Genomic DNA, 24,441 nt, shown 5'->3' on the forward strand with positions numbered 1-24,441 from the left:
GAGTTTTTTGTCCTGGATGATCGCTCCCTTCACGGAACCCCGGCCCAATGGGCGGCAGAGGTGGCGGCAGCTTATCAGATGTGGAAAGCCGATCTAGTGATTGCCGAAAAAAATTATGGTGGCGACATGGTACTTCACACGTTACAGACGGCCCAACGCAATATCAATGTTCGGCTTGTAACATCTTCACGGGGAAAAATAATCCGAGCGGAACCAATATCCGCCCTTTATGAGCATGGGCGAGTTAAACACCGGATACCATTTTATGATCTTGAAAATGAAATGTGTTGTTTTAATGGGAATGAAACAAGCGATTCCCCCAATAGGCTAGACGCTGCTGTTTTTTCGCTTACAGAATTAGCCGGGAATAGTGGCGGCAGCGTTGTTGCGGTCAAAACCTGGGGCGTTTGATGTGGGTAGATACCTGGCCCCCCGTTCGTTCGGTTCGGTCCCCCTAGGCAAGCCGAACGAACCGAACACCGAACGGAAGTAATTCTTTGGTATTCGGCAATTTTCAAGGGAGGGTACTAAAATGTACGGCCCGGCAAGGGTGTAAGGGTACACATTAGATGTGACCCCCTGCCAGCCGTAAAATGCGGTTGATACTTCATACCCGGTTGACGACATTTTGTCGGCAGCTTCATACACCTATATGAACCGTCAATGTTGTCGGTCGGCCTATGCTTAACATAGAGTGAAGGGGGTGTATCCGATACATACCCTTTTCCCCGGTTTGGGGGGAATAGCTATGATGATCATCCTAGCCTATTACGCTCCTCAATAGGTCGCTCCACATTAAAGCGAAGCAATCGGATTCCGGCCCTGCTGCGGCGGGTTCCGGCCCAGGGTAGCAATCGGATTGCCCCCCTTCATACCTACAGGATACCCAGGAGCTTCTAAACTAGGTTGGAAGCTCCCCGGTTCAAGTGCGGATTCCACAATCTCGATAGAAGGGTACACAAAAAATGTGGCCCCCTTAACCGGACAAAATGTCCGATCAAGTGATCATTTTGGATACATGATCCCGGTACGATAAAAAAGACGCTTATAGAAGCCCGTGGCGGGGTTTGTTTTTGCCGGGGGGTATTTCCTTACATTCTTAGTTTTCGTACACCGTAGGGGCTTCTATAACCCTCTGGTAAAGCGAGATTGCCCGGTCCCGAATTTTTTCATAAGGCAGGTCAATAAAATTACAAAGGGTCTCACAATCGGGATCGTTTATCCAGGACATAGCGGCGTCTTTCATTCGGGCCGTTGTCCTGAAATCGTCAGTTCTTATATCATGTATGGCTTGGTAAAGAATTGCCGCCGCAAGCGTTTTTGAGCCGTTCATTGGTTTATTTTAGCATATTATTTGTAGACTATATGTAGGCACGTAATATTCAAGAGTATGTAATTCGTTATTATATATAGAATTATAGAATCTTGTTGTATACGAGTCGTGTATCTCTCAAAGCGAAAAAGGGCTGTCCACTGGGTGGATGGCCTTTTTGTTTTGCCCTTCACTCCGTGGGTTCCGGTGTTGTCCTGGAAACAGTCGTTTTCAAATTCTGCCATTTCTTCCCCGGAACAGACAAATCCTTAAAAAAGGGTGGTAATTTTTTACACTTCTTGGTAGTATATTAAGAAACATATGGAACCTATTATTTTAGCGTCCGGGTCTTTGCGGAGACAGGAATTCTTCAAACTTCTGGGCCTACCCTTCAGTATTATGCCCGCCCGGATCGATGAAGAGGATCACGGAGACCTAAAACCCCGGGAATTGGCGGAGGAATTGGCGGTTCGGAAGGTTAATAACATCATCGGACTCCTCTCCAGCCGGCTTCCCAACTGGATTTTTGGGGCAGATACCCTTATTTCGGTGGACGGGGATGTGTACGGCAAACCCAAGGACCGGGAAGATGCCCATAAGATGCTAACCAAGCTCCAGGGACGGAATCATGAGGTTATTACTGCCATGGCCCTCTATAACGGCAAGGGAAAGAACGTCGATTGTCGTTCCGTGGTCAGTTCTGTAACCTTTGCTCCCATCCTGCCTGAGGATATCGAATGGTACCTTAATACCGGAGAGTGGCAGGGGGTAGCCGGCGCCTACAAGATCCAGGGGCTGGCGGGCTGTTTTGTGTCCGGAATAATCGGGTCCTATAGCGGCATTGTGGGCTTGCCAATGCACGAATTTTATGTCATGTTAAAGGAGAATGGTTATTCCTACGGGGATTCATAACCATACGACAGTTTACTGTAAGGCAGTTTACTGCCAAGGCAGTGTCTTGTTCAGGAGCTTTAGCTCCAAGGCCGGACGCTGACATTCCGCCGCCCCTTTTGCGGGTGGTGAGATATAGGGAAGGCGCCGCATCAGGCGCCCGGTTACACCTCTTTTCCGGATGGGTATACCTCGCCGGGAGCGGTTTATCGGGGCAGCTTAGGAAAGCGGACGCGGGAGGAAATTGTGGCGGTAGTCACCATGAAGAATTTGCTTGAATCCGGGGTCCATTTCGGCCACCAGGTCAAGCGCTGGGATCCGCGGATGAAGAAATACATCTTCGCGGAACGAAACGGGATCCACATCATCGATCTGCAAAAAACCATACAGGCCATCAAGGATGCCTACGATGCGGTTAGAAAAACCGTATCATCCGGGAAAACTGTCCTGTTTGTGGGCACCAAAAAGCAAGCCCAGCAGGCCATCCAGAAAGAAGCTGAACGCTGCGGCATGTTTTTTGTGAACAACCGCTGGCTCGGCGGTATGCTTACCAACTTTACTACTATTAAGAAGTCCCTGCTTCGTCTTAAGAAACTTGAAAAGATGGAAGTTGACGGAACCTTCGAAAATCTTACAAAAAAAGAAATCGCCTCCCTGGGTAAGGAACGGTCTAAACTCGAAAAGAACCTCGGGGGCATCAAGGAAATGAAGGACCCCCCGGGGATCCTCTTTATCATCGACACCCGGAAGGAAGCTATCGCCGTAGCGGAAGCCCAGCGCATGGGTATCCCCATTGTGGCGGTGGTGGATACCAACTGCAATCCCGAAGGCATCGACTACCCCATCCCGGGAAACGACGATGCTATCCGGGCTATCACCCTCTTTACCCAGATTGTGGCCAACGCGGTGGTGGAGGCGGACAATGAAGCGGGGCTCAAGATCATCGAAACCCTGGGCGACGAAGATGTCGAAGATGTCCTGACCGACGCCTCTATCAGGGAAGAGGACCGGGAAGTGGATATCGAAGCCTATACCGGGGAAGCGCCGGTGGTGGCGCCGGCCGCGGCGGAACCGGAAGCGGTGGAAGAAGATAAGCTTCCCGTGGATGTGGATAAGGTCTTTGGGGAAGAATGAGAAAAAACCTTTGGTTTTTCTCTTGGATGCTTGAATATAGTTATATACGGGGGAGTTTACGATATGGAAATTAGTGCATCGGATGTTAAAAGGCTCCGGGAAAAAACCGGAGCGGGAATGATGGAATGTAAAAATGCCCTGGTAAGTACCGAAGGTGATTTTGCCAAGGCCGAAAAACTGTTAAAAGAAAAGGGTCTTGCGGCGGTGGAAAAACGCGCCGATAGGGCAACCAACGAGGGCAAGATATTCATTACGGTGGCAAATAATGCCGCGGCCCTGGTAGAGCTGGCGTCGGAGACCGACTTTGTGGCCCGGAACCCCGAATTTATCACCCTGGGAGGCGTTATCGCCGGCAAGGTGTTGGAAAAGGGCTACACAGAGCCGAATGACGAGCTGGCCGGTCTGGTTACGGACCTGGCCACCAAGATCCGGGAAAACATGAGCCTTAAGCGGATCAAGGTCATCAAGGCCGGCGCCAATGAATATCTGAGCTCCTATATACACGGGGATGGTAACATCGGCGTGGTGGTAAAGCTGGGGGCCGATAAGGCAGAGGTCCTGCAGAAAGAAGAGGCGAAAGCCTTTGCCTTTGACCTTGCCCTTCATATCGCCGCCTTTAACCCCTTGGCCCTGGATAAAACCAAGGTTGATCCCGCTTTTCTCAAAGAACAGGAGGATATCTTCCGCAAGCAGCTTGAAAAGGATGAAAAACTCCAGGGGAAACCCGCCAATGTGCTGGACAATATCCTTAAGGGAAAGGTAAGCAAGTACCTGGCGGACATCTGCCTTTTGGATCAGGGTTTTGTGAAGGACGAGAAACAGACCGTGGCCCAGGCTCTGGCAGAAAAGAGCAAGCAGCTTGGGGCGGCAATCACGGTAAATGACTATGTGTACTTTAAAGTAGGCCAGTAGTATGCATAGTGCCATTTCTTCATCCGAAGAACGGATGAAAAAAACGGTTACGAGCCTTAAGGACAGTTTTGGGTCCCTCAGGACCGGCCGGGCTTCTGCAGCCTTATTCGACAAGATTAAGGTGGATGCCTATGGAGAAAAATCCCCCCTGAATCAGGTGGCAAATATTTCCATCCCCGAGGCGCGGCTCATCGTGATCCAGCCCTGGGATAAGGCCCTGATGGGGGAAATAGAAAAGGCTATCCGTACCTCGGAGCTTTCTCTGAACCCTTCCAACGATGGTAAGGTGATCCGCATCTCCGTGCCGCCCCTTACGGAAGAACGGCGGAAGGAACTGGCCAAACTGGCCAAAGCCCAGGCCGAACAGAGCCGGGTGGCGGTGCGGAATATACGCCGGGACGGTAATGAGGAGATCAAGAAGCTGCTCAAAGACGGGGACATCACCGAGGATGAGGAAAGCAAGCATACCGAGGAATTGCAAAAGGTAACCGATAGTTACATCACCAAGATCAATCAGGTACTGGAAGAAAAAGAAAAAGAAATAATGGAAGTGTGACAAAATTGCTATGCAATTTTGTCTTAGGAGAAACCGGCGGAGCCGGTTTCTCCATGCTCCCGGATAAAGGTTGGCTTTGAGGGACGACAATTTAGATACAAAAACAAACTTCGTTCCCCCCCATGTTGGTATCATCATGGATGGGAATGGGCGCTGGGCTCGAAAGCGGAACCAAAATCGTACCCAGGGGCACCTTGAGGGGCTTAAAACTGCCAAGCGGATCGTTAAAGCCGCCAGTGATATGGGCATCGCCTACCTTACCCTCTATGCCTTTTCCACGGAAAACTGGAAACGGGCTGCCGAGGAAGTAGGGTTCATCATGGGCTTGGTAAAACGTTACCTGATCGAAGAGATGGATTTTTACCGACAGAACGGTATCCGTATCCGCCACGCCGGGGATTTTCCCGGGTTGCCGGAGGATATTGGGCAGGAAATACAACGGGCCATGGAGGATACGAAGGACTTCAAAGGTCTCCAGGTGATCCTTGCCCTGAACTACGGCGGCAGGGACGAAATACGCCGGGCGGTGGAGCGGCTAATTCGGGAATCAGCGCTTTCGGGTGCAGCGGCGCCCACAGTTACCGAGGATGCTATCAGTCAATATCTGGACAACCCCGATATACCGGACCCGGACCTTATTATCAGGACCGCCGGGGAATTGCGGACCAGTAACTTCCTCCTTTGGGAAGCGGCCTACTCGGAGTATTATATATCTGATATACTATGGCCCGACTGGACCGAAGAGGATCTTCGGCTAGCCGTATTAGATTTTCAAAAGAGGGAACGGCGCTTCGGCGGTGTTATTAAATGATGACGAAACTTGTTCAGAGGCTTTTAGTATTTTTTATTGGACTGCCCCTCACGGTTTGCCTGGTACTATACCTGCCGCAGAAGAACCACATCGCCGTCAATCTGGTGGTTATCCTCCTCAGCGCCCTGGGTGCAATAGAATTTTCGGATATGCTCAGGAAAAAAGAGCCCGCCCTACCCCGCTGGGAAGCGGCTATTCTGGGCAGCCTGGTCCCCTTAGCCATGACATTAATGGTCAGTTTCGGCTTTAGCGGTCAGTCCATCTCCATAGCGCTCATCCTGGGGGCCTTTTGGCTTCTGGTTTCCCGGATCTTTTCCCCTGCGGATAAATTTGAAACGATCATAAGCCGGGTTTCCTCGGGTTTTGCGGTGATAATCTATCCGGGCCTCTTCATGGCCTGGGTTATCCGGATGAGCCTGTTTTCCCGGTCCGATATGGTGATCCTCATGTTTCTTCTTATGGTTATTGCCAACGATTCCGCTGCCTGGGCGGTTGGTATGCTCTTTGGCAAGGGGAACCGGGGGATAATACCGGCGAGCCCCAATAAAAGCATCGCCGGATTCATCGGCGGCTTTGTTGCCTCAATCCTCATTGGTATTGGGGCGGTACATTTTGCCCCGGAAACCTTCCCCGCCCGGCTGTTTCCCGCGCCCCTGCCGGGGATTATCCTGGGCTTTATTTCCGGTCTGGCGGGAACCCTGGGCGACCTGGGGGAATCGGCGATGAAGCGAAGTTCCAATATTAAAGATTCGGGGACCATTATTCCCGGCCGGGGCGGCATTCTTGATACCATAGATTCCATAGCCCTGGCTGCGCCGGTATTCTACGTCCTCTATTGGATTCTCTTTTGATAGTATTTTATAAGGAAACGATATGAAAAAACGAGTGGCGATTCTTGGTGTCACCGGATCTATTGGCAGAAGTACTTTGGAGGTTATTCGTGCGGAAAAGGATAGTTTTGAGCCTATCCTTTTTTCAAGCCATACCAGCATTGATGAACTCCTTACCGTAGGCAAGGAATTTCCTGACGCCGTATTAGTATTGTCAGGACAAAATCAGGGTATCGAACATGGTCTAAAGTACGGCCTCCAGGATCTGCTCAAGGCTATTCAGGATTCCGGAGCGGATATCGTGGTAAACGGTATTACCGGGGCGGCCGGGCTAGTCCCTTCCCTGGTGAGCCTGGAAGCAGGGGCAGATCTGGCGCTGGCAAATAAGGAAACCATTGTTATGGCAGCGCCCCTAGTTTTCGATGCGGCAGCCAAAGGCGGGGGGAAGATAATCCCCATAGATTCGGAACACTCCGCAATCTTCAACCTGATTAATGCCCACGGAATAGATCGGGTTGAAGAAATCCTCTTAACCGCTTCAGGGGGCCCCTTCAGAAAATATACCGCCGAAGCGCTGATGACCATTCGACCCGAGGAAGCCCTTGTTCATCCCACCTGGGCAATGGGACCGAAAATAACCGTTGACTCAGCAACCCTGGCGAATAAGGGTCTTGAGGTAATTGAAGCGGCGGGTCTGTTTCATATACCGGTAGATAAAATTCGGGTGGTGGTGCATCCCCAAAGTATTATCCATTCGATGATACGCCTTACGGATGGGGCAGTATATGCCCAGTTATCTAAACCCGATATACGGCTCCCCATTCACGAAGCGTTGAATTTCCCCGAATGTGTCCCCTGTGCATTTGGACGGCTTGGGTTTGATGCCCTTACCCTGGAATTTGAAAAACCGGACAATAAAAAGTTCCCCATGCTCCCCCTGGCGTATGAAGCGGTACGAAGCGGCGGGATAACTCCGACGGTGTACAACGCTGCCAATGAGGTAGCGGTAGCCGCCTTTTTAGCAAAGGGCGCCACATTCCTTGACATACCCCGTATCGTTGAAAATGTGTTAACCATGGCCTGGCCATGTCCGCATCTGGATCTTCCTTCAATTCTTGAAGCGGATGCCAAGGCGCGGCAATCGGCCCAAACTTTTATTGCCGAAAAGTGCGCTTGCGCGGGGAACTTCGTTGCAAGTGGCGCATCATAGGTAGTTTTCAACGAATCGGTTTAAATCAACAATCACCTGCTGTCAAGAAAATATTTTATTATTTGCTTAAATAGTTTATGCCTTTTTTCAATTGTTCAGGTAATATCTTCAATTTGTATTATAGTCATAGAAACAGAGATGGTCAAATATAAAAATATTTTGTTAATATGTATACTATGACTTGAGCGTATTTTAAGGGGGACTTTCGGATGAAGTTGTCCAAGGGCTTGTTTGGGGATTTGTACTTGAAAATGGTCCAGACCCGGAATTTTGAAGAAACCGCCGCCCGGCTATTTGTTGAGGGCAAGGTTCATGGTACCGCCCATTTCTGTATCGGAGAAGAGGCAACCGGGGTGGGTGTTTGCTCCGCCCTTGAGAAAGAAGACATGATAACCCAAACCCACCGGGGGCATAACCAGGCCATAGGCAGGGGTATGGATCTCAAGCGGATGATGGCGGAATTTTTAGGAAAGGAAACCGGGTACTGTAAGGGAAAAGGCGGCTGTATGCACATAGCCGATTTTTCCGTGGGAAGCCTGGGAGCTAACGGCGTTGTGGGCGGGGGTATCCCGGTTGCCACCGGCGCAGCGCTGTCCCAAAAGTACTTTAAGAAGTCCAATATCACGGTCTGTTTCTTCGGCGATGGGGCTACCAACGAAGGGGCCTTCCACGAATCCTTAAACCTCGCTTCGGTCTGGAAATTGCCGGTACTTTTTGTGTGTACCAATAATTATTACGGTATGTCCACCCATATCAGCAAGTCGATGAATATCACCGATATTGCTTCCCGGGCCGCGTCTTACGGGATGAAGGGTATCACCGTGGATGGTAACGATATTTTGGCGATCTATGAGGAGACCCTAAAGGCCCGGGAATATATCCTTAAAAACGGCCCCCTGTTTATGGTCTTAAACACCTACCGGTGGATGGGCCATTCCAAGAGCGATTCCCAGGTATACCGTACCAAGGAAGAGGTTAATGAGTGGAAACTCAAATGCCCCATTAAGCGTTTCCGGGAGTATCTGATCAAAGAAAAGATCTTTACCGAGGCGGAAATAGGCGCCTTTGACAAAAAAGCCCAGGACGATGTGGCGGCGGCGGTAGACTTTGCAAATGCCAGCCCGGAGCCCAAGATCGAAAATATTTTTGATGATGTCTACGCCGATGGCGATATGAGAACCCAAAAACCCAAAAACGGGTTTGTCCTGTAGCCGGGATCAGTAAGGAACCATGATATGCGTGAAATAAGCTATGCCGAGGCTATAAAAGAGGCCATGAGCGAAGAAATGCGGAAGGATAACAGGATTATCCTTATGGGTGAAGATGTGGCGGTCTATGGCGGGGCTTTCGGCGTCTCCCGGGGTATGTTTGAAGAATTCGGTGACGAACGGGTCAGGGATACCCCTATCTCCGAATTAGGATTCACCGGATGCGCCGTGGGCGCCGCCATGACCGGGCTTATCCCCATTGTGGAGATCATGTTCAGCGATTTTATTACCCTGGCCTTGGAACAATTGGTAAACCAGGGCGCTAAAAACCGTTTCCAATTCGGCGGCCAGGGCTCGGTACCCATGGTACTACGGGCGCCCGGCGGTTCCGGGACTGGGGCGGCGGAACAGCACAGTCAGAGCATGGAGTCCTGGGTATGCAATGTTCCGGGTCTCAAGGTGGTCATACCCTCTACCCCCTACGATGCAAAGGGGCTCCTAAAGTCCGCTATTTACGACCCTAATCCGGTGGTCTTCTTGGAACAAAAGCTCCTTTACCGGGTTAAGGGGCCGGTCCCCGAACCGGGCGATGACTATACCGTACCTCTGGGTAAGGCCGATGTTAAGCGGGAAGGCCGGGATATCACTATTATCACCTATGGACGTATGGTTCCCCGGTGCCTGAAGGTTGCAGAAAAACTGGCGGCGAAGGGTACGGATGTGGAGGTGGTTGATGTCAGGAGCCTTGTTCCAATGGATAAGAAAACACTGATTGCCTCGGCAAAAAAGACCGGCAAAGTACTTATTGTGCACGAAGCCTGTCAGACCGGCGGCTTCGGCGGTGAAATCGCCGCGGTCATCGCGGACAGCGAGGCCTTTTTCTACCTCGATGCGCCCATCAGACGGCTCGGTGGGCTTGATGTCCCCATTCCCTATAACCCCAAGCTTGAAGCCCAGGTGGTTCCCACGGAAGAAAAAATTACCGCCGCTATTGAATCGCTGTTATAGGGAAGGAGAAACGCATGGCCAATTCAATTATCATGCCCAAAACGGGCATGGCTATGGAAGAAGGGGTTATTCTTGAATGGCGGGTTACGGTAGGAGATACGGTTAAAAGGGGCGATATAGTTGCGCTTATCGAAACAGACAAGTCGACCATGGAACTGGAATCGGATTACACCGGTGAAATCCTGGCCATATTGAGCCAAGCCGGAGAAACTATTCCGGTAACCAAGCTTATCGCCTGGGTGGGGCAGCACGGAGAGGCTGTTCCGGCGGAGGGGAAGTTTAAGGCCACCCCCGCTGCCCGGAAACTCGCCGGCGACAAGGGTATCGTCCTCAGCGCCGTATCCCCCAGCGGTAAGTCCGGCGAGATCCGCCGGGGTGATGTGGAAAGAGCCGCAGCAGGAACCCTTGCTGCGCTGGCGGCAGCCGTGGCGTCCCGGCCGGATACACGCCTTCCGCTGACCAATATCCAGAGGATTACCGGCAAGCGTATGCTGGAAAGCCGCCTGACCATTCCGGATGTTACCCAGAATACCCGGGCGGATGTTACTACGATGCTAAGCGCTAGAAAGAAACTCAGCGAAAAACTTGGAATCAAGATTACGGTGAACGACTTACTATTGGCGGCCGTCGTAAAAGCCCTGAAGGCCCATCCCCGCTTGAATTCCGTTCTGGATGGAAATGAGCTTATTTACAAGGGCAGTATAAACCTGGGCATAGCGGTGGCTACCGAACGGGGGCTTCTGGTTCCGGTGATCCACAATGCCCAGGAATTAAGCCTCCGGCAGATCTCCGCCCAAGCGGCGGACCTGGCCGGCCGGGCACGGGAGGGGCATCTGACCTCTGATGAAATGAGCGGCGGAACCTTTACCGTATCGAACGTGGGTATGTACGGCATTACCGCCTTTACACCGATTATTAATCCCCCCGAAGCGGCTATCCTGGGAGTCTGTTCCGTGGAGGATGAACTTAAGCTTGAGGGAGAAAAGGTGTTGAGCCGTAAAATCATGGGCCTTTCCCTCACCTTTGATCATCGAATCGTAGACGGCGCAGCCGCCGCTGCTTTTATCAAAACCCTGAGGGAACTTCTTGAATCGCCTGTCCCTTGATATACCCTGGATTGTCGGGTATGGTTTATACGTGGAGAATCAGAAGTGCTATTGATAAAAATACTATTGGGGTTAATCGGTTTAGGGGTGGTGGTTTTTGTCCACGAACTGGGCCATTTCCTCGCCGCCCGCCTGGTAGGTATTGATGTGGAGGCCTTTTCCATAGGCTGGGGCAAACCTATCCTAAAAAAGAAGGTCGGTAATGTAGAGTACCGGCTGGGCATATTCCCCATAGGCGGCTACTGCAAAATGCGTGGGGAAAACGAATTCCAGGAAGCCTACGAAAACCGTTCCAATGCCATACCCCAGGCTAAGGGTACCTTTTATGGGGTCAGCCCGCTGCGGCGTATCGTTGTTGCCTTTGCAGGCCCGGGCTTTAACTTTCTCTTTACGATCCTGGTCCTCTCGATTATTTGGGGTATCGGATTCGAGGTAAGCACATTGGATAACCGTATTGTCCTGGTTTCGGACATAAGCCCCGGGGAAATGTACCCCGCCGATCAGGGAGGCTTAAAAACCGGGGATAAAATTATCGATATAAACGGCAATCCCGTAACAAATTATCACGATATTCAGGAACTAATCGCCACCAACCCGGAAAAAAATCTGCCCGTCCAGGTTCAGCGGGGAGGAGAGGTTCTTGACCTCATGGTTCGGCCGGACCTGGACAAAAGCTCCGGGGCAGGAAAAATCGGGGTGTATTTTTGGTCCGAACCGGTTATCAGCGCCGTTACCGGGGGAAGCCCCGCCGATATAGCCGGACTGCGGCCTGGGGACCGGATTACCCGGATAAACGGGGAGGACTTTTCCTATACCGTGGCGCTTTTCAAGATACTCCGGAGTCAACCCCCGGTACTGTCGGTGGATTTTGAACGGGAAGGCCGCCCAATGCAAGCCGACCTGATCCTCAGCTATACTGATACAGGTGCCGCAGATATCGGGGTATCCTATGAACATATTCAGTTCCACACCCCCCGGCTGTCCCCCGTGGGCGCCCTGCTCAAGGGCGGGAAGGAAAGCTGGAAAACCTTCGTCCTTTCTGTCAAAAGCCTTGCCCTCCTCTTCCGTGGCATTGATTTAACCCAGGCCGTTTCCGGACCGGTACGGATTACCTATATGCTGGGGGATGTAGCCGCCGAAGGCTTCGGCCAAAGCTTTGGCGCAGGCATCAGTTCCATGGCAAATTTCCTGGCCCTGATCTCCATAGCCCTCGGTATTATGAATCTCCTCCCCCTTCCGGTACTTGATGGAGGATTGATTGTTCTCTTTATTGTTGAAATAATAAAGCGGAAACCCCTGAATCCCAAATATATCAGCGTATTCCAGACCGTAGGGGTGGTATTGATTTTTGGCTTAATGATCTTTGCTGTTTTTGGGGATATTTTATTTTTGACTCGTCGGTAAATTCGCTTTAGAATTCGCCGATAATGAAAAAAAGACCGGTGAATAAAAAGGAGTCTTGGGTGAAAAGTAAAATGAGAGGGTATCACCAGGCGAGGTTGTTTATCTTTACAACCCTGTTTATAGCACAGTTTGCATATTCCCAGTCTTCCGGCAGAAATGTCGATCCCGCTACCTTGGCCGCCGGTCATTCCGGCGCCGTATCGGTCATGACTTTTGATCCGGTGAGAAATTATATCCTCAGCGCCGGCATGGACGGTTTTTTAGGGATATGGAATGTCAGGACCAGCTCTGCGGTGGATCGCTTTCAGGTCAGCCCCTATGCGATACGGTCCATGATCCAGAGGCCGGGAAAATCCCAGGTTGCCCTGATGGAAAGTGACGGCGTTGGCGTGTATAGGATTTCCGCCTGGGACTATGGGCTTAAACGAAATTTATTTACCCTGCGGTTTAGAGACCCCGTGACCTTCATCAATTACTCCGCAGGGGGCAACTTCCTTATGGTAGCCCGAAGCGCCAGAAGCGGCGTGGTGTTTATTCACCCTGAAACCGGGGAAGTGCTGGATTCACCCCCAAATCAGACCGGGGCCATCGCTTTTTCCGCCACCGGCAGATCCGAGCGGACCATGATGACCTATGCCACCTCGGGCCAAATTACCTATTGGGAATTAAATACCGGAAGGGCCATCCAGAATTCTGTGGCGCCCGCCAATCTGACAAGCCCTGTCATATTTGGGAATAACCGGTATCTGAGCGGGATAGATTCCAACGGTCTTATTGTAGTGGATGCCGTAACAGGCAGGGAAATTGCCCGGGACCGGCATATCGCCAAGGGAAAACTATTTCCCGTATCGTCATCGGACCTTCTGGAATTTATGTACCTAGGAACCCTGGAGAACAGTACCAACGGGTCCATCACCCTTACCCATTATACCATTACCACCCAGGGAACCCTGGAAGGTAAAAATAGAACCACCTTTTCCAGAATGCCCCTGATTTCCAGCGGAGTTACCGTTGCTGCCGGCGCTGTTGCCCTGGGTACTGTTGATGGCGGGGTTTGGATGTTTGAGGTAAACGACCAGGAGCCATGGGCTATGGGAAGGGTAAAGCTTACCCAGGTAAGCTCCGCAGCTATTTCGGGGGATAGTCTGGCGTTTATGACAGAGGATAAGCGTTTAAGTATCATACCAGTGGATTATCAGTCCCTCATGGACCGTGATACTATCACCCTTGAAGATGCCCGGGGGAATACCCAAATAAGCGGGGATTCTGCAATGGGCGCAGGAACTCCCGGCAGGTTTCTGTTCTGGCAAACCGATAATACCCGTACCTTTCCTATTCTTGTAACCGGCGCCGGTACTCCGGTGCGCACGGATATTATTCTGGGAAGGCTGGCCCTCCGGCACTCCCTCCGCTCGGTTTCCCTGCTGGGGAACCAAGCCCTCTTTGTGGATTCTGCGGGGAGCATCACCGTATTGTCCACCGATACAGGCAGCAGTAAGTTTACCTACACCGCTACGGACCCCCTGGATATATCCTTCCTCGACAGCGAAAATATTATCATAGGCCATTCCGATCTAAGCCAGACCTCTCCCTTCCTGGTGGTGAATACGGTTACCGAAGAAACGGTCCCCTTTATCTATCCCTCCACGGTGGGCGCCAAATTGTACCGGTCCGCCAACGGGGCTATGTACGGAGGCGTTGTGGAAGGCTCCTCGGACAGCGCCACCACCGCCCTGCTCCTATTGGATACGGAACATCCCGCCGCTTCGACCCGGCTGGTTGAGTACAAGGGGGAAGATACCACCTTTATCATAGCCCAAAGCGGTCAATCCGTAGCTTCAACCATAGGCGGAAACGGCCCTACCCTCCACAGTAATCGTGGTTTTGTTCCCTTTGAACGGAGTCCAAGTCTGCCGGTTAACCTTATCGGAAGTGATCGGTACTTTATTGTCCTGGGCAGGGACGGTTCTATCAGCTGGCACAACCCAGCCACCGGTTCCCTTCTCGCCCGGCTGCGGCTTTTGGAAACAGAATGGATCCTGGAAACGGCGGAACGGCATATCCAGCGGGGCCCGCTCCAGAGACCGTAGGTTCAATCGTGGGAGGGATTCTCCCGGACCTTTTCTATGGCATTGGACACCGCTTCCTGTATGCTTGCAGCGTAGGCTTCGTCGGTCATGGCGCTGGAAGCCCAGAGCGTACCCAGCAGGGAATACCGGTACAGGGGCTTCACGGTGTTTAATGCCATGGCGGCCATATCCACCACACAATCGTTACAGAGGCAGATTTCCCCCTGATAGGATTCTAGCTGCCGTCCCAATTCTTCATGAACCAAATGTTCGGCTTCGTTTGCAAGATGTTCCAAGTTATAACTATCAATAAAGGCCATATGCCCTCCTGTGCTACTGGTGTTCCCTGGTCAGGGGCGCAAATTTTGTAAAGCGCGGCAGGAACACAATTTCTACGGTTCCCACCGGACCGTTCCGCTGCTTTGCGATAATCAATTCCGTATGGGCGGTTTCCGAATTTTCCCGTTCGTTACTTTTTTTATCCGATTCCCGTTCCCGGTGGAGGAACATTACCACATCCGCATCCTGCTCAATGGACCCGGACTCCCGGATATCCGAAAGGTTGGGCCGTTTTCCCTCCGCATCCCGGCGTACCTGGGAAAGGGCCACAATAGGAATATTAAGCTCCCGGGCCAGACTTTTCAAGGAACGGGAAATCTCGGCAATCTGCTCGTGCCGCGGCAGTTGGTAATTATCGGAGCCGATCAGGGTAAGGTAATCGACAAAGATTATCTCCACCTTTTGCTGTACCCGGAGCCGCCTGGCTTGGGCCCGCAGATCCAGGAGCTTCATGTTGGGCATATCCACAATATAGAGGGGCGCCTCGTATATGGTTCCCGCGGCGGTCATAAGGCTGTGAAAATCGCTGGGTTTTAGAAGCCCTGAACGGATCTTGTTGGATTCAATATTCGCTTCGCTGGAGATAAGCCGCTGCATCAGGGCCATGTCGGACATTTCAAGGGTGAAGAAGGCGGTGGGTATTTTCCGGGCCTTATTGTTTATGGACATGTTGGCCGCCATGGTCAGGGCCAGAGCGGTTTTCCCAACCGAAGGCCGGGCGCCTATGATGATAAGTTCCGCGGGCTGGAACCCCGAAGTCATGGAATCAAGCTCCTCAAACCCCGTGGGAACCCCCGTATAGGCGTCCTTCGCGTTGTAGAGCTTTTCTATGGTTTTAATCGCCTCGGGGATAATTTCCTTGGCGCTCTTAAAGCTCATGGTCTTCCGGTCTTCGGTAAGATCAAAGATCCGCTGCTGGGTTTCTTCCAGTATTATCCGGGATTCCTGGGATTCATCATAGGATTTAACGCTTACTTCCCCCGCAACCCGGATCAGGGACCGGCGCAGGGAGCAATCCTGTACTATCTTGGCATAATAATCGACGTTAGCGCTGGAGGGGACCACATTGGTAAGGGAAGCCACATAGGAAGGCCCACCGGACAGATCCAGATCTCCCACCTTACGAAGCTCTTCCGTAACGGTAATGATATCCGCCTTCCGTCCCTGATTAAAAAGACTGAGAATTGCCGCGTAAACCCGGCGATTGGCGTTGGAATAAAAATCGTCAGGCCTGAGATACTGGATAACGGTGGTAATAGCATCTTCATCAAGCATCATGGCTCCCAGAGAAGCCTGTTCCGCCTCATCGTTATGAGGGGGAACCTTTGGGCCATTGCCTATTAGACCATTGCCCGGATCTTTCTGCGTCTGGGGAGCCATGGCTTATTAAACTTCTGGGGTGGCCGCTTCCTGGGACACTTCCTGTGCAGGCGCCGCTTCCTGGGCATTTGCAGCCGGAGCGGCGCTGGGAGCTTCGCTCTTCTGGGTAGATTCCGCCGAAGCCGGCTCCGCGTCTCTGAGATGCTCTGCATCTCTGTGCCGGCGATCCTTCCGTACCGGCGCCGATGGGGTTTCAACCTTTACCGGCTGCCCCTCCACTGTTATGGTCATCTCTGCGGCGGCGCTTTCGTATAACTTAACCGCTACCTTGTATTTGCCCACACTCTTAAAACTGTTCCCGGGAAGTTCAATCCGCTTCCGCTCAATCTGGAAACCCTGTTTAGTCAGTTCATCCGCCACAGTCTGGCTGGTAACGGCGCCGTAGAGCTTTCCGTTGGCCCCTGCAGGCATGACAATAACCAATTCCAAGGCTTCCAGTTTTTCCTTAAGACCCAGGGCATCCTTGCGCTTCTCTTCTTTCCGCGCCTCTATTTCCCCACGCCGGGACTCGAACAACGCAACCGTACTATCCGTATAAGGCAGGGCGAGACCCCGGGGAAAGAGATAGTTTCTGGCATAGCCCTTGGCTACATCCTTCACGTCCCCCTCTTCTCCCAGGGGTAATAAATCCTTGTTTAAAATAACCTTCATAACACAAGCTCCTTGGCAAAAAACCTTTGGTTTTTTGCATTAATTTGGAATAAAACGGACACTATCACACCTCCGGAGTTGGGGGCGATCCGTTTGTTTTCGGCGCCCGAAAGGGCACCCAATTTTCAGCAATCCCCAGGAGGACTAAAACCACCAGGAAGACCGCGTTAATTCCGGGACTCAGAATCACAACAAAAATAACCAGGTTCAAAACAAACCGCATTCCCGGCGGTATGAGCGCCCGGGTAAGAAAAAAAAGGACTATTCCACCGCCCTGGGTCAAATACAGTATAATACATAAAACCAGTACATTCCAACCCGCAATTTCAAGGGGCGTAAGCTTTAGTCTCAAACCCGCCAATATGGCCAGCAGGGAAAACGAAAGCGCCCAAATACATTCCGGCCGCAGATGAAAACTGACAAGCGACCCATCCGGCCGCTTGAGCGGGGAACTTCGTTGCAAAATGCGCCGGACCATCCAGGTGATAACCAGACTTATCTGACGGCTGACGAAAAAAAGCAGAACCCAGGACACCAACATCCCGCCCCGGAGGGCAACGGCGCCCAGGGTTTTCAGTATGGTATCCGCGGTCATATACTGTTCCGTCAGGGAACGCTGCACCACATCCGCGCCGGCCGAAGCTGCGTACAGGGACGCCAAGGCTTCAGCCTGTTGGCGGAAAATAGAAAACAGCTCCTGGTCTTCCCGCATGGAATACAACACCAGGGCAAAAACAAGGGTTGCCAGGACGGAACCGGCCATAAACCGGTATACAACGGGCATCCTGAAAAAAGCAGGCGCACGTTCCGGCGGCGATGTAATCCAGGTAAAAATCGCGATAAGCGCCGCCAAACAAAGGACATCCACCCCTATGGCCGGCAGAGAAAAAGCAAAATTCCCCAGTACGGCAAGTAACGCAGCAAACCATGCGGTCTTTGCATTAAAACAATAAGCAACAACACCAAGGGGCAATAAAAACAAAAAACCCAAGAGGCTGCTCTTAACTAAGCCAACGGAAACCGCTGCCCCGATCAGAGCGGGTAACCACGCTAAGGTTCCCATGGCGCTTAAAACCGTTTTCCTGACTAGTCCGCTACAAAAGGAAGCAGGGCAATAATCCGCGCCCGTTTAATCGACAGAGCAAGAGCCCGCTGATGCTTGGCGCAGGTACCGGTAATACGGCGGGGCAGTATCTTCCCCCGTTCGGTGATAAACCGGCGCAGTACATCCGCATCCTTATAGTCTATCCTAAGCTTCTGGGTGCAGAATTTGCAGACCTTTTTCTTAAAAAAGACCTTGCCCTTTCCCCGGCCGCCTCTGTCGTCACCGTCCCGGCCATCCATGGGGATGTCCATCCCCCGATCCCGGTTTCCGCCATAATTTCCCCCCGAAGGGCGTTCATTCTCAATATATTGCTGTTCATCAGACATAATTAGACTCCTATGTAAGTACCTATAAATTAATTAAAAAGGAATATCGTCGGCAAAGCCGTCATCGCCACCGCCGGCAGGAGGGCCTTCCTTAGGGGCTCTTTCCCCGTATGTTTCGGACCGGCCCTGAGTACCGCCGGAAGCGCCGCCGCCGGGACCGCCCCCGAGAAGCTGTAGGTTAGTTGCTACGATCTCCACCTTGGAACGGTTCTGACCATCCTGCTCCCAACGATCCTGTCGGAGCTCGCCGTCAACCCCCACCATTTTCCCCTTAACCAGATACTGATTAAGGGATTCACCCTGCCTTCCCCAAAGGACGACGTCGAAAAAATTCGCCTCGTCTATCCATTGGTCTCCATTTTTCCTGCGGCGATTTACCGCAATGGAAAATTTACAGACCGCTTGGCCATTGGCGGTATATTTTAACTCCGCATCACGGGTTAACCTGCCAACCAGGACAACATGGTTTATATCTGCCATAACCCCTACTCCTCTATATTTACGAAGAGATACCTGAGGAGATTAGCGTTGAGTTTAAAGCTCCGGTCCAGAACGGCAACCTTTGCCGGATCCAGCTTGAGGGTAAACAGGACATACCGTCCCCGTCTTCGCTTTTTTAATTCGTAGGCGAGATCCCGGTCCCCGATTTCGTCGGTTTTCTCGATCTCCGCTCCGTTGGCATTCAGATCGGTGAGCAACTGCTCCCGGCCTGCCTTACTCAGGTCTTCTTCCAGGGGAAGAATGACCGTCAATTCATATTGGCGCATGGGCCCTCCTTATGGACTTCAATTTGGCCCGTCCCAAGGACGGGCAAAGAGGTTATTTACAATATCTCAAACCGGTCCTGAAGGTCAAGTGGGGAAAATAAATGCCGATACTATAACATACTACTATGAGTAAACAAATCAATTTTGAAGATAATATATTCATCCTTAATACCAGAATACGGATGATCCGGGATTTGCTCATCCTTGATGCGGACCCGGACATTTTTTTGGATAAGACCCTGACGGATGTGGATTTTATCGACGCCGCCCTGGGGGTGCTCCTGCGGGACCTCATAGAAAACACCCACCTTATAGGACGGAACGGGCAATTTTATAACCTCTACGAAACGGAGCAGCAGTTTCTTGGGACCCTTTGGGACCTGGCCAACGGGCCGGGTACCGTATCGCTTAGCCCCTACCCGGTACTTAAGGATAAAATTACCCTGATGCGGGAACATGCTCTGGAACGGCAGAAAACTATTGAACAGTACATCACCACCGAAGAAGCGCCCTCATCGGAGCCGGTGGTCAGTTCCGATGAACTCAACGAACTACTAAGAGATTTTTAGTGCGAGTTACCGGCGGCATCCTGAAGGGGCGGCAGGTAGAGGTCCCCGGTGGAGTTATCCGCCCTGCTATGGATCGTATGCGGGAGTCGGTTTTTGGCGCCCTGGGGGATCTTTCCGGCCAATCTTTTCTTGACATTTTTTCCGGGTCCGGAATCATTGCCCTGGAGGCAGCTTCCCGTGGGGCTGACCCGGTGGAAGCGGTAGAAATGGATACGATAAAACGGAAAACGCTGATTAACAATGTATCCATATCTCCCGTAAGGATACAGTGCCGGTTTATGGCGGCTGAACTTTATGTCCGGCGGGCCCAAAAACAATTCGATATTATCTTTTGCGATCCCCCCTTCCCCTATAAGTTCAAATGGGAACTGGTGGGTGCTATCGCCGCCTCCCCGTTGATGGGACCGGGATCCCGGCTTCTTATCCACCGGCCGCGGCAGGATTTTTTTGATCAGCCCCCTCTGGGACTTACATTCGAAGAGTCCAGGACTTACGGACGGTCGGTGGTGGACTTTTTTAAAAAATTTTAGTTGTAATTTTTGATAAAGTGGTAAATAATATTACTTGATTAGTATATTTTATTAAGGTAACGATGGATTATAAAAAAGTGTTTGACCGTTTTGAGGATCAAAACGGCTTTATAAAAACCATTGCAAAACCTGCTATTGACGGAAGCCAGAAGGCTGCGCTGAATCGTAAAGGCAATGTACTGTATAACTCCGGGGATGTTGAAGGAGCCAAGAGGATATTCCTTACCACAGGGTATTCTGATGGCCTGTCACGGGTCGGCGACTATTACAAGTCCCAGGGAAGAGAATTAGATGCCCTGCGTATGTATTGGATAGCCCCGGATAGAAACAAGGCGGAACCGATTATCATGCGCTTATCCGCCCTAATTCAGAAATTAATGCATGAAGAAGAGGATCATTTTGATGAGTGAAGATGTTAAACAAGTCCCGGAAAGCATACTTGGGGAAGAGAGCCAGGAAGTTTCAGAAATATCGGATTTGTCAAAAAAGGGATATCAGTTTTTAAAAGAAGCTAAAATAACCGAAGCTATGGCGTGTTTTGAGAAGATCCTTATGGCGGACGAAAGCAACAACTATGCCCTGGTTGGTATGGGAGATGCAGCCCGGAAGCGGAATTCCTTTCGGGACGCGGTGGAGTACTACCGGCGCTGTCTTGCACATCATCCGGGGAATAACTACGCTCTTTTCGGACTTGCGGACTGTTACAAGGCCCTGAACCAGTACCATAAGGCAATAGAAATCTGGGAACAGTACCTCCTCCATGATGATAAAAACATTACCGTCCTGACCCGGGTTGCCGATGCGTACCGGAAGGTCCGGGATTTTAAACATTCCAAAGCGGTATACCTCCGTGTCCTAGAGATGGAGGATCAGAATCCCTATGCTATTATCGGCCTGGGACACCTGCACTACGATTTTAAGGAATACCGGGACGCCCTGTTTTATTGGGAAAAGATGCTGGAACACAACAAGGAAGGGGTAGATATCCGGGTGCTAACCTCTATAGGGAACTGCCACCGGAAGCTTAAGACCTTCGAGAGCGGCATCCCCTACTTTGAGCAGGCCCTGCAGCGGGATTCCTGCAATTTCTATGCCCTTTTTGGGCTGGCGGATTGTTACCGGGGCCTGAATCAGCAGTACCGGTCCCTGGACTATTGGAACCGCATCCTGGAGCAGGATCCCCGGAATAAGGTGATCCTGACCCGGGCGGGGGATGCCTACCGGAACCTCAACGATTATGACCGGTCTATGGAGTATTATCACCAGGCGCTAAACATAGAATTCGATACCTATGCGGTATTGGGGCTTGCGGTGGTGGCAAAAACCCAGGGCAAGCACGATGAAGCCATCGAATCCCTGCGGCGGCTCATACAGCAGGATCCGAAAAACTACCGTTTCTACATAGAAATCGCCGACTGTTGGCTTAAAAAGGGTGATAAAAGTAAGGCTATAGAATTTCTAGGGGAATTCCAAAAACTCGGTATACGGAATACAAACGTTACAGAATTTATGGATAAGCTCTGTTCCTGATGGCGGTTCTCTCGGGACTATCTCCGGAGCAGTTGGCGGAGCTATTGGAAGCCACACTGCCTGGACAGCCATCTTTCCGGACCGCCCAGATCTTTAAGTGGATAGCCCGGGGCGCCCTTTCCTTCAATGATATGACCGATCTTTCCCGGGAACTGCGGGAGGAGCTTTCCGCCCGGCATAGCCTCTACGGCAGCAGTATTGCTGATCGCCTGGAGGATCCGGACGGAACGGTAAAGCTCAAGATACGCCTGGCCGACGGGGCGATGGTTGAAGCGGTACTCCTCGCCGATGGCGAAGGCCGGCAAACCGCCTGTATCTCCACCCAGGCCGGCTGCCCCGTGGGTTGTGTATTCTGCAAAACCGGTTCCCTGGGCTTCCTCCGCAACCTTGAGTCCTACGAAATAGTGGAACAGTTCCTCCATATCCGTTCAATAAGTCCCACCATCGCAAACATCGTCATCATGGGTATGGGGGAACCCCTCCTTAATTTGGAGGAACTCCGTAAAGCCCTGGACATTATCACCCATAAAGACGGAATCGGTCTTTCCAAGCGGCGTATAACCCTTTCCACCAGCGGCATTGTGGAAGGTATCCGGCACTTGGCCGATGCGGGGCCGGATATACGTCTTGCGGTGTCCCTTACCACCGCGGACCCAACTCTGCGGGAACAGCTCATGCCCATAGGCCGGTCCAACCCGCTGCCGGAATTAAAGGAAGCTCTTCAGTATTACCAGAAGAAACGGAACCGCCGGATAACCCTGGAAACGGTGCTCCTGGGCGGCATAAACACCCGGAACGAAGACATCGACGCCCTGGTCAACTTTGCCCGTGGCCTGGATGCTGCGGTGAACCTTATCCCCTGGAACCCCGTAGAAGGTATGACATTTCGGGACCATGCGCTGCGGCAGCCGTCGGGCGCAGAAATCACCCAATTTACCCGGGAACTTACCCGGCGCGGCATCACCGTAACCCGCCGTTTCCGCAAAGGCAGCTCTATCGCCGGCGCCTGCGGCCAACTAGGTGAAATCCCGGTGAAGCCATGCGCCATTTGACTGGGTTTTCGAAAGCACACAATTGGTCGGGGGGGCCTGTCAGGAAGGAAACGTATGGGGCCTCCCAGAGGGTCCCTCCATACGTTTCCTTCCTGACACCCCACTCCGTACTAATTGAAGGTGTGCTTCCGTGCCTCCTAGGCGCATGGCTTCACCGGGCCGGTACGCTAAATGAAGCTTCTAACTATGCCCCAAGCGGGGATTACCGCTATACACCAAAGACCCCGCGTTCAACCCTGAAACAAGGTTTGGCAAATCGCAGAAAAGCATATACCCCCACCTTGTACCACCGGTTCTGCGAACCGGCAGAAAAAAATAGGCCCCTCACATAATACCCCAAACCCGTTACCCCCCTGAAACACCGTTCGGCAAACCGCAGAAAAGCATATACCCCCAACCTTGTACCACCGGTTCTGCGAACCGGCAGAAAAGAATAGGCCCAGATAAATTTATCGGGGGTGGCGGTGGAAAAGATATCAGGGGGACCCTTTGGGGGTTCCTGATATCTTTTCCAGCCGACAGGACCCCAATCAAAGTATCCGGGCCTATTCTTTTCTGTATACGTACTTGTAAATTTTAAACACCCCCTTTATAGTAACCATAGACAAACGGGGGACCATCACAGTGAATGAATTTGTCATTACGGCTACCCGATCAATGCGAAAATACGCCGCCCGGGTGGTTGGGGATCTGACAAAGTTTCCCAGTTTTTCCGCCCATGCGGATTCTATTAACAGAGTCGAGGCGTTAAAAACCGACCGTTTTGCCGATGGTGAAATGGAGGTAGCGGTTACGGAATCCCTGCGGGGGAAGGACGTGATCCTCTTTACCAGCTGTGCCAGAAATGAAGCGGATATCGGTGTTGAAGAAGCAAAGATTGAGCTGTACCATACAATAGACGCCCTGAAACGTTCCCAGGCGGAACGGATCACCGTGTTTGAACCCTTCGTTTCCTGCTCCCGATCCGACAGGACCACCCGGCGCAGTTCTGTGGGGCTCTGGGTACACTTCAAGATCCTCTCAACCATGGGAACCAACCACATTGTTACCTACCAGCTTCATTCGGATAAATCCAAGTCCATGTTGGACCCTACGGTCTGTCTTATCGACGATATACCCGCATTGACCCTCCTTAAAAAGTATCTCTGCGATACCTATATCCGGGACCTCAAAACCCTGGAAGAGGAAGTGCGCCCTAACTGGGCCTTCTGTTCGGTAGATGCGGGGGGCGAAAAATTGACCAGGCAGTTTGCCAATGCCTTTATGGCGCCCCTGGTGGTAGCCCATAAGCAGCGGGATTATTCAAAGTCCAATACCATAGAATCCATCAATATACTTTCCGCAGAGCCTATCGCGGGAAAGGTCCTTTGGGTAGTGGATGATATGATAGACACCGCAGGATCCGTGGTCAGCCTTATCCGGGCATTGGCGCCCTTCAAGCCGGCGGAAATCAATATCATCTCCACCCATGCCCTGTTCTCACCGCCTGCGGGGGAACGGCTTTCCCAGCTTTCCGCGGAGGGGCTCCTCAACCGCATCATCGTTACGGATACGGTGCACTGTGCCTGTGCGGCAACACTGAATATCCCCAATTTGGTGGTAGTACCATCGGCGGGTCTGTCCGCTAAAGTTGTCCGCACCATCGTTACTAATACTTCCGTGAACCAGCTGATGAAGCCGTTTAATGCGGAGGCTTATTTTAAAGAGCCTTACTTATTTAACCAAAACTAAAACAGAAAAG

Annotated in this window: 26 protein-coding genes and 1 pseudogene; 19 read left to right on the forward strand and 8 right to left on the reverse strand. The window is 51.8% G+C overall.

What is annotated here, in order from left to right:
- Nucleotides 1-411: pseudogene (locus TPRIMZ1_RS18750) on the forward strand (hypothetical protein); the annotation flags it as partial.
- 688 nt (nucleotides 412-1,099) lie between these two features.
- Here TPRIMZ1_RS18750 and TPRIMZ1_RS20495 read toward each other — a convergent pair.
- Nucleotides 1,100-1,333 carry a hypothetical protein gene (locus tag TPRIMZ1_RS20495; protein ID WP_157784211.1) on the reverse strand — a complete coding sequence of 78 codons (234 nt, stop codon included), beginning with the start codon at nucleotides 1,331-1,333 and terminating at the stop codon, nucleotides 1,100-1,102.
- A 300-nt stretch (nucleotides 1,334-1,633) separates the two neighbouring features.
- On the opposite strand from TPRIMZ1_RS20495, the gene TPRIMZ1_RS0109500 reads away from it, so the two are divergent.
- The 12 genes from TPRIMZ1_RS0109500 (at nucleotide 1,634) to TPRIMZ1_RS0109555 (ending at nucleotide 14,472) form a co-directional block, all read left to right on the forward strand.
- On the forward strand, nucleotides 1,634-2,224 hold the full coding sequence (locus TPRIMZ1_RS0109500) for a Maf family protein (protein ID WP_010258283.1): 591 nt from the start codon (nucleotides 1,634-1,636) through the stop codon (nucleotides 2,222-2,224).
- 225 nt (nucleotides 2,225-2,449) lie between these two features.
- On the forward strand, nucleotides 2,450-3,337 hold the full coding sequence (rpsB, locus tag TPRIMZ1_RS0109505; protein WP_026043638.1) for a 30S ribosomal protein S2: 888 nt from the start codon (nucleotides 2,450-2,452) through the stop codon (nucleotides 3,335-3,337).
- A 63-nt stretch (nucleotides 3,338-3,400) separates the two neighbouring features.
- A complete protein-coding gene (gene tsf / locus TPRIMZ1_RS0109510) occupies nucleotides 3,401-4,249 on the forward strand; it encodes a translation elongation factor Ts (RefSeq protein WP_010258287.1) in 849 nt (282 codons plus the stop codon).
- Between the two features lies 1 nt (nucleotide 4,250).
- A complete protein-coding gene (frr, locus tag TPRIMZ1_RS0109515) occupies nucleotides 4,251-4,805 on the forward strand; it encodes a ribosome recycling factor (protein ID WP_010258289.1) in 555 nt (184 codons plus the stop codon).
- A gap of 76 nt (nucleotides 4,806-4,881) precedes the next feature.
- Nucleotides 4,882-5,616 carry a polyprenyl diphosphate synthase gene (uppS, locus tag TPRIMZ1_RS0109520; protein ID WP_010258292.1) on the forward strand — a complete coding sequence of 245 codons (735 nt, stop codon included), beginning with the start codon at nucleotides 4,882-4,884 and terminating at the stop codon, nucleotides 5,614-5,616.
- Nucleotides 5,613-6,467, forward strand: coding sequence for a phosphatidate cytidylyltransferase (locus TPRIMZ1_RS0109525; RefSeq protein WP_010258294.1), 855 nt, complete (start codon nucleotides 5,613-5,615; stop codon nucleotides 6,465-6,467). Before uppS ends, TPRIMZ1_RS0109525 begins: the two co-directional genes overlap by 4 nt.
- Nucleotides 6,468-6,489: 22 nt before the next feature.
- The gene (gene dxr / locus TPRIMZ1_RS0109530) at nucleotides 6,490-7,656 is read left to right on the forward strand and encodes a 1-deoxy-D-xylulose-5-phosphate reductoisomerase (RefSeq protein ID WP_010258296.1); all 1,167 of its coding nucleotides are present in this window, start codon (nucleotides 6,490-6,492) and stop codon (nucleotides 7,654-7,656) included.
- A 209-nt stretch (nucleotides 7,657-7,865) separates the two neighbouring features.
- Nucleotides 7,866-8,867 (forward strand): thiamine pyrophosphate-dependent dehydrogenase E1 component subunit alpha, encoded by a 1,002-nt coding sequence (locus TPRIMZ1_RS18755; protein WP_010258299.1) that lies wholly within the window; start codon nucleotides 7,866-7,868, stop codon nucleotides 8,865-8,867.
- A gap of 24 nt (nucleotides 8,868-8,891) precedes the next feature.
- Nucleotides 8,892-9,872, forward strand: coding sequence for an alpha-ketoacid dehydrogenase subunit beta (locus TPRIMZ1_RS0109540; protein WP_010258301.1), 981 nt, complete (start codon nucleotides 8,892-8,894; stop codon nucleotides 9,870-9,872).
- Nucleotides 9,873-9,886: 14 nt separating this feature from the next.
- Entirely contained in the window at nucleotides 9,887-10,978 is a 1,092-nt protein-coding gene (locus tag TPRIMZ1_RS0109545) for a dihydrolipoamide acetyltransferase family protein (RefSeq protein ID WP_010258302.1), read from the forward strand.
- A 45-nt stretch (nucleotides 10,979-11,023) separates the two neighbouring features.
- Nucleotides 11,024-12,382 (forward strand): site-2 protease family protein, encoded by a 1,359-nt coding sequence (locus tag TPRIMZ1_RS0109550; RefSeq protein ID WP_010258303.1) that lies wholly within the window; start codon nucleotides 11,024-11,026, stop codon nucleotides 12,380-12,382.
- 59 nt (nucleotides 12,383-12,441) lie between these two features.
- Nucleotides 12,442-14,472, forward strand: coding sequence for a WD40 repeat domain-containing protein (locus TPRIMZ1_RS0109555; RefSeq protein WP_232616796.1), 2,031 nt, complete (start codon nucleotides 12,442-12,444; stop codon nucleotides 14,470-14,472).
- 2 nt (nucleotides 14,473-14,474) lie between these two features.
- Here TPRIMZ1_RS0109555 and TPRIMZ1_RS0109560 read toward each other — a convergent pair whose 3' ends face one another.
- The 7 genes from TPRIMZ1_RS0109560 to rpsF all read right to left on the reverse strand — a co-directional run bounded on the left by TPRIMZ1_RS0109560 (nucleotide 14,475) and on the right by rpsF (nucleotide 19,019).
- Nucleotides 14,475-14,771 carry a late competence development ComFB family protein gene (locus tag TPRIMZ1_RS0109560; protein WP_010258305.1) on the reverse strand — a complete coding sequence of 99 codons (297 nt, stop codon included), beginning with the start codon at nucleotides 14,769-14,771 and terminating at the stop codon, nucleotides 14,475-14,477.
- A gap of 13 nt (nucleotides 14,772-14,784) precedes the next feature.
- Nucleotides 14,785-16,170: a replicative DNA helicase gene (dnaB, locus tag TPRIMZ1_RS0109565; RefSeq protein ID WP_010258306.1), complete on the reverse strand. Its 1,386-nt coding sequence runs from the start codon at nucleotides 16,168-16,170 to the stop codon at nucleotides 14,785-14,787.
- A gap of 6 nt (nucleotides 16,171-16,176) precedes the next feature.
- On the reverse strand, nucleotides 16,177-16,821 hold the full coding sequence (rplI, locus tag TPRIMZ1_RS0109570; RefSeq protein WP_010258307.1) for a 50S ribosomal protein L9: 645 nt from the start codon (nucleotides 16,819-16,821) through the stop codon (nucleotides 16,177-16,179).
- Between the two features lie 64 nt (nucleotides 16,822-16,885).
- A complete protein-coding gene (locus TPRIMZ1_RS0109575; protein WP_010258308.1) occupies nucleotides 16,886-17,884 on the reverse strand; it encodes a hypothetical protein in 999 nt (332 codons plus the stop codon).
- Between the two features lie 23 nt (nucleotides 17,885-17,907).
- The gene (gene rpsR, locus TPRIMZ1_RS0109580) at nucleotides 17,908-18,252 is read right to left on the reverse strand and encodes a 30S ribosomal protein S18 (RefSeq protein WP_010258311.1); all 345 of its coding nucleotides are present in this window, start codon (nucleotides 18,250-18,252) and stop codon (nucleotides 17,908-17,910) included.
- A 33-nt stretch (nucleotides 18,253-18,285) separates the two neighbouring features.
- On the reverse strand, nucleotides 18,286-18,732 hold the full coding sequence (ssb, locus tag TPRIMZ1_RS0109585; RefSeq protein ID WP_010258313.1) for a single-stranded DNA-binding protein: 447 nt from the start codon (nucleotides 18,730-18,732) through the stop codon (nucleotides 18,286-18,288).
- Between the two features lie 5 nt (nucleotides 18,733-18,737).
- Complete coding sequence (gene rpsF / locus TPRIMZ1_RS0109590; RefSeq protein WP_010258315.1) at nucleotides 18,738-19,019, reverse strand: 30S ribosomal protein S6; 282 nt, start codon at nucleotides 19,017-19,019, stop codon at nucleotides 18,738-18,740.
- Nucleotides 19,020-19,144: 125 nt separating this feature from the next.
- Here rpsF and TPRIMZ1_RS0109595 point away from each other — a divergent pair, with 125 nt between their 5' ends.
- The 6 genes from TPRIMZ1_RS0109595 (at nucleotide 19,145) to prs (ending at nucleotide 24,431) form a co-directional block, all read left to right on the forward strand.
- Nucleotides 19,145-19,588, forward strand: a complete 444-nt coding sequence (locus TPRIMZ1_RS0109595; RefSeq protein WP_010258317.1) for a hypothetical protein — start codon at nucleotides 19,145-19,147, stop codon at nucleotides 19,586-19,588.
- The gene (locus TPRIMZ1_RS0109600; RefSeq protein WP_010258319.1) at nucleotides 19,588-20,118 is read left to right on the forward strand and encodes an RsmD family RNA methyltransferase; all 531 of its coding nucleotides are present in this window, start codon (nucleotides 19,588-19,590) and stop codon (nucleotides 20,116-20,118) included. Before TPRIMZ1_RS0109595 ends, TPRIMZ1_RS0109600 begins: the two co-directional genes overlap by 1 nt.
- A 62-nt stretch (nucleotides 20,119-20,180) precedes the next feature.
- Nucleotides 20,181-20,528 carry a hypothetical protein gene (locus TPRIMZ1_RS0109605; protein WP_010258320.1) on the forward strand — a complete coding sequence of 116 codons (348 nt, stop codon included), beginning with the start codon at nucleotides 20,181-20,183 and terminating at the stop codon, nucleotides 20,526-20,528.
- Nucleotides 20,521-21,648 (forward strand): tetratricopeptide repeat protein, encoded by a 1,128-nt coding sequence (locus TPRIMZ1_RS0109610; protein WP_010258323.1) that lies wholly within the window; start codon nucleotides 20,521-20,523, stop codon nucleotides 21,646-21,648. Before TPRIMZ1_RS0109605 ends, TPRIMZ1_RS0109610 begins: the two co-directional genes overlap by 8 nt.
- Nucleotides 21,648-22,700: a 23S rRNA (adenine(2503)-C(2))-methyltransferase RlmN gene (gene rlmN / locus TPRIMZ1_RS0109615; RefSeq protein WP_010258324.1), complete on the forward strand. Its 1,053-nt coding sequence runs from the start codon at nucleotides 21,648-21,650 to the stop codon at nucleotides 22,698-22,700. The genes TPRIMZ1_RS0109610 and rlmN overlap by 1 nt, the downstream gene beginning before the upstream one ends.
- Before the next feature lie 624 nt (nucleotides 22,701-23,324).
- A complete protein-coding gene (gene prs / locus TPRIMZ1_RS0109625) occupies nucleotides 23,325-24,431 on the forward strand; it encodes a ribose-phosphate diphosphokinase (protein ID WP_010258328.1) in 1,107 nt (368 codons plus the stop codon).
- The last annotated feature ends 10 nt before the right edge of the window (nucleotides 24,432-24,441 follow it).

Source organism: Treponema primitia ZAS-1, from assembly GCF_000297095.1.
Taxonomy (GTDB): Bacteria; Spirochaetota; Spirochaetia; order Treponematales; family Breznakiellaceae; genus Termitinema; species Termitinema primitia_A.

Coding starts and splice junctions, on each gene's coding strand:
- tsf (WP_010258287.1), top strand. CDS start 3,401: ATGGAAATTAGTGCATCGGATGTTAAAAGGCTCCGGGAAAAAACCGGA.
- TPRIMZ1_RS18755 (WP_010258299.1), top strand. CDS start 7,866: ATGAAGTTGTCCAAGGGCTTGTTTGGGGATTTGTACTTGAAAATGGTC.
- TPRIMZ1_RS0109610 (WP_010258323.1), top strand. CDS start 20,521: ATGAGTGAAGATGTTAAACAAGTCCCGGAAAGCATACTTGGGGAAGAG.
- ssb (WP_010258313.1), bottom strand. CDS start 18,732: ATGGCAGATATAAACCATGTTGTCCTGGTTGGCAGGTTAACCCGTGAT.
- rpsR (WP_010258311.1), bottom strand. CDS start 18,252: ATGTCTGATGAACAGCAATATATTGAGAATGAACGCCCTTCGGGGGGA.
- rplI (WP_010258307.1), bottom strand. CDS start 16,821: ATGAAGGTTATTTTAAACAAGGATTTATTACCCCTGGGAGAAGAGGGG.
- dxr (WP_010258296.1), top strand. CDS start 6,490: ATGAAAAAACGAGTGGCGATTCTTGGTGTCACCGGATCTATTGGCAGA.
- TPRIMZ1_RS0109500 (WP_010258283.1), top strand. CDS start 1,634: ATGGAACCTATTATTTTAGCGTCCGGGTCTTTGCGGAGACAGGAATTC.
- TPRIMZ1_RS0109605 (WP_010258320.1), top strand. CDS start 20,181: ATGGATTATAAAAAAGTGTTTGACCGTTTTGAGGATCAAAACGGCTTT.
- TPRIMZ1_RS0109525 (WP_010258294.1), top strand. CDS start 5,613: ATGATGACGAAACTTGTTCAGAGGCTTTTAGTATTTTTTATTGGACTG.
- dnaB (WP_010258306.1), bottom strand. CDS start 16,170: ATGGCTCCCCAGACGCAGAAAGATCCGGGCAATGGTCTAATAGGCAAT.
- TPRIMZ1_RS0109595 (WP_010258317.1), top strand. CDS start 19,145: ATGAGTAAACAAATCAATTTTGAAGATAATATATTCATCCTTAATACC.
- rpsF (WP_010258315.1), bottom strand. CDS start 19,019: ATGCGCCAATATGAATTGACGGTCATTCTTCCCCTGGAAGAAGACCTG.
- rlmN (WP_010258324.1), top strand. CDS start 21,648: ATGGCGGTTCTCTCGGGACTATCTCCGGAGCAGTTGGCGGAGCTATTG.
- TPRIMZ1_RS0109560 (WP_010258305.1), bottom strand. CDS start 14,771: ATGGCCTTTATTGATAGTTATAACTTGGAACATCTTGCAAACGAAGCC.
- TPRIMZ1_RS20495 (WP_157784211.1), bottom strand. CDS start 1,333: ATGAACGGCTCAAAAACGCTTGCGGCGGCAATTCTTTACCAAGCCATA.
- TPRIMZ1_RS0109575 (WP_010258308.1), bottom strand. CDS start 17,884: ATGGGAACCTTAGCGTGGTTACCCGCTCTGATCGGGGCAGCGGTTTCC.
- frr (WP_010258289.1), top strand. CDS start 4,251: ATGCATAGTGCCATTTCTTCATCCGAAGAACGGATGAAAAAAACGGTT.
- TPRIMZ1_RS0109545 (WP_010258302.1), top strand. CDS start 9,887: ATGGCCAATTCAATTATCATGCCCAAAACGGGCATGGCTATGGAAGAA.
- TPRIMZ1_RS0109540 (WP_010258301.1), top strand. CDS start 8,892: ATGCGTGAAATAAGCTATGCCGAGGCTATAAAAGAGGCCATGAGCGAA.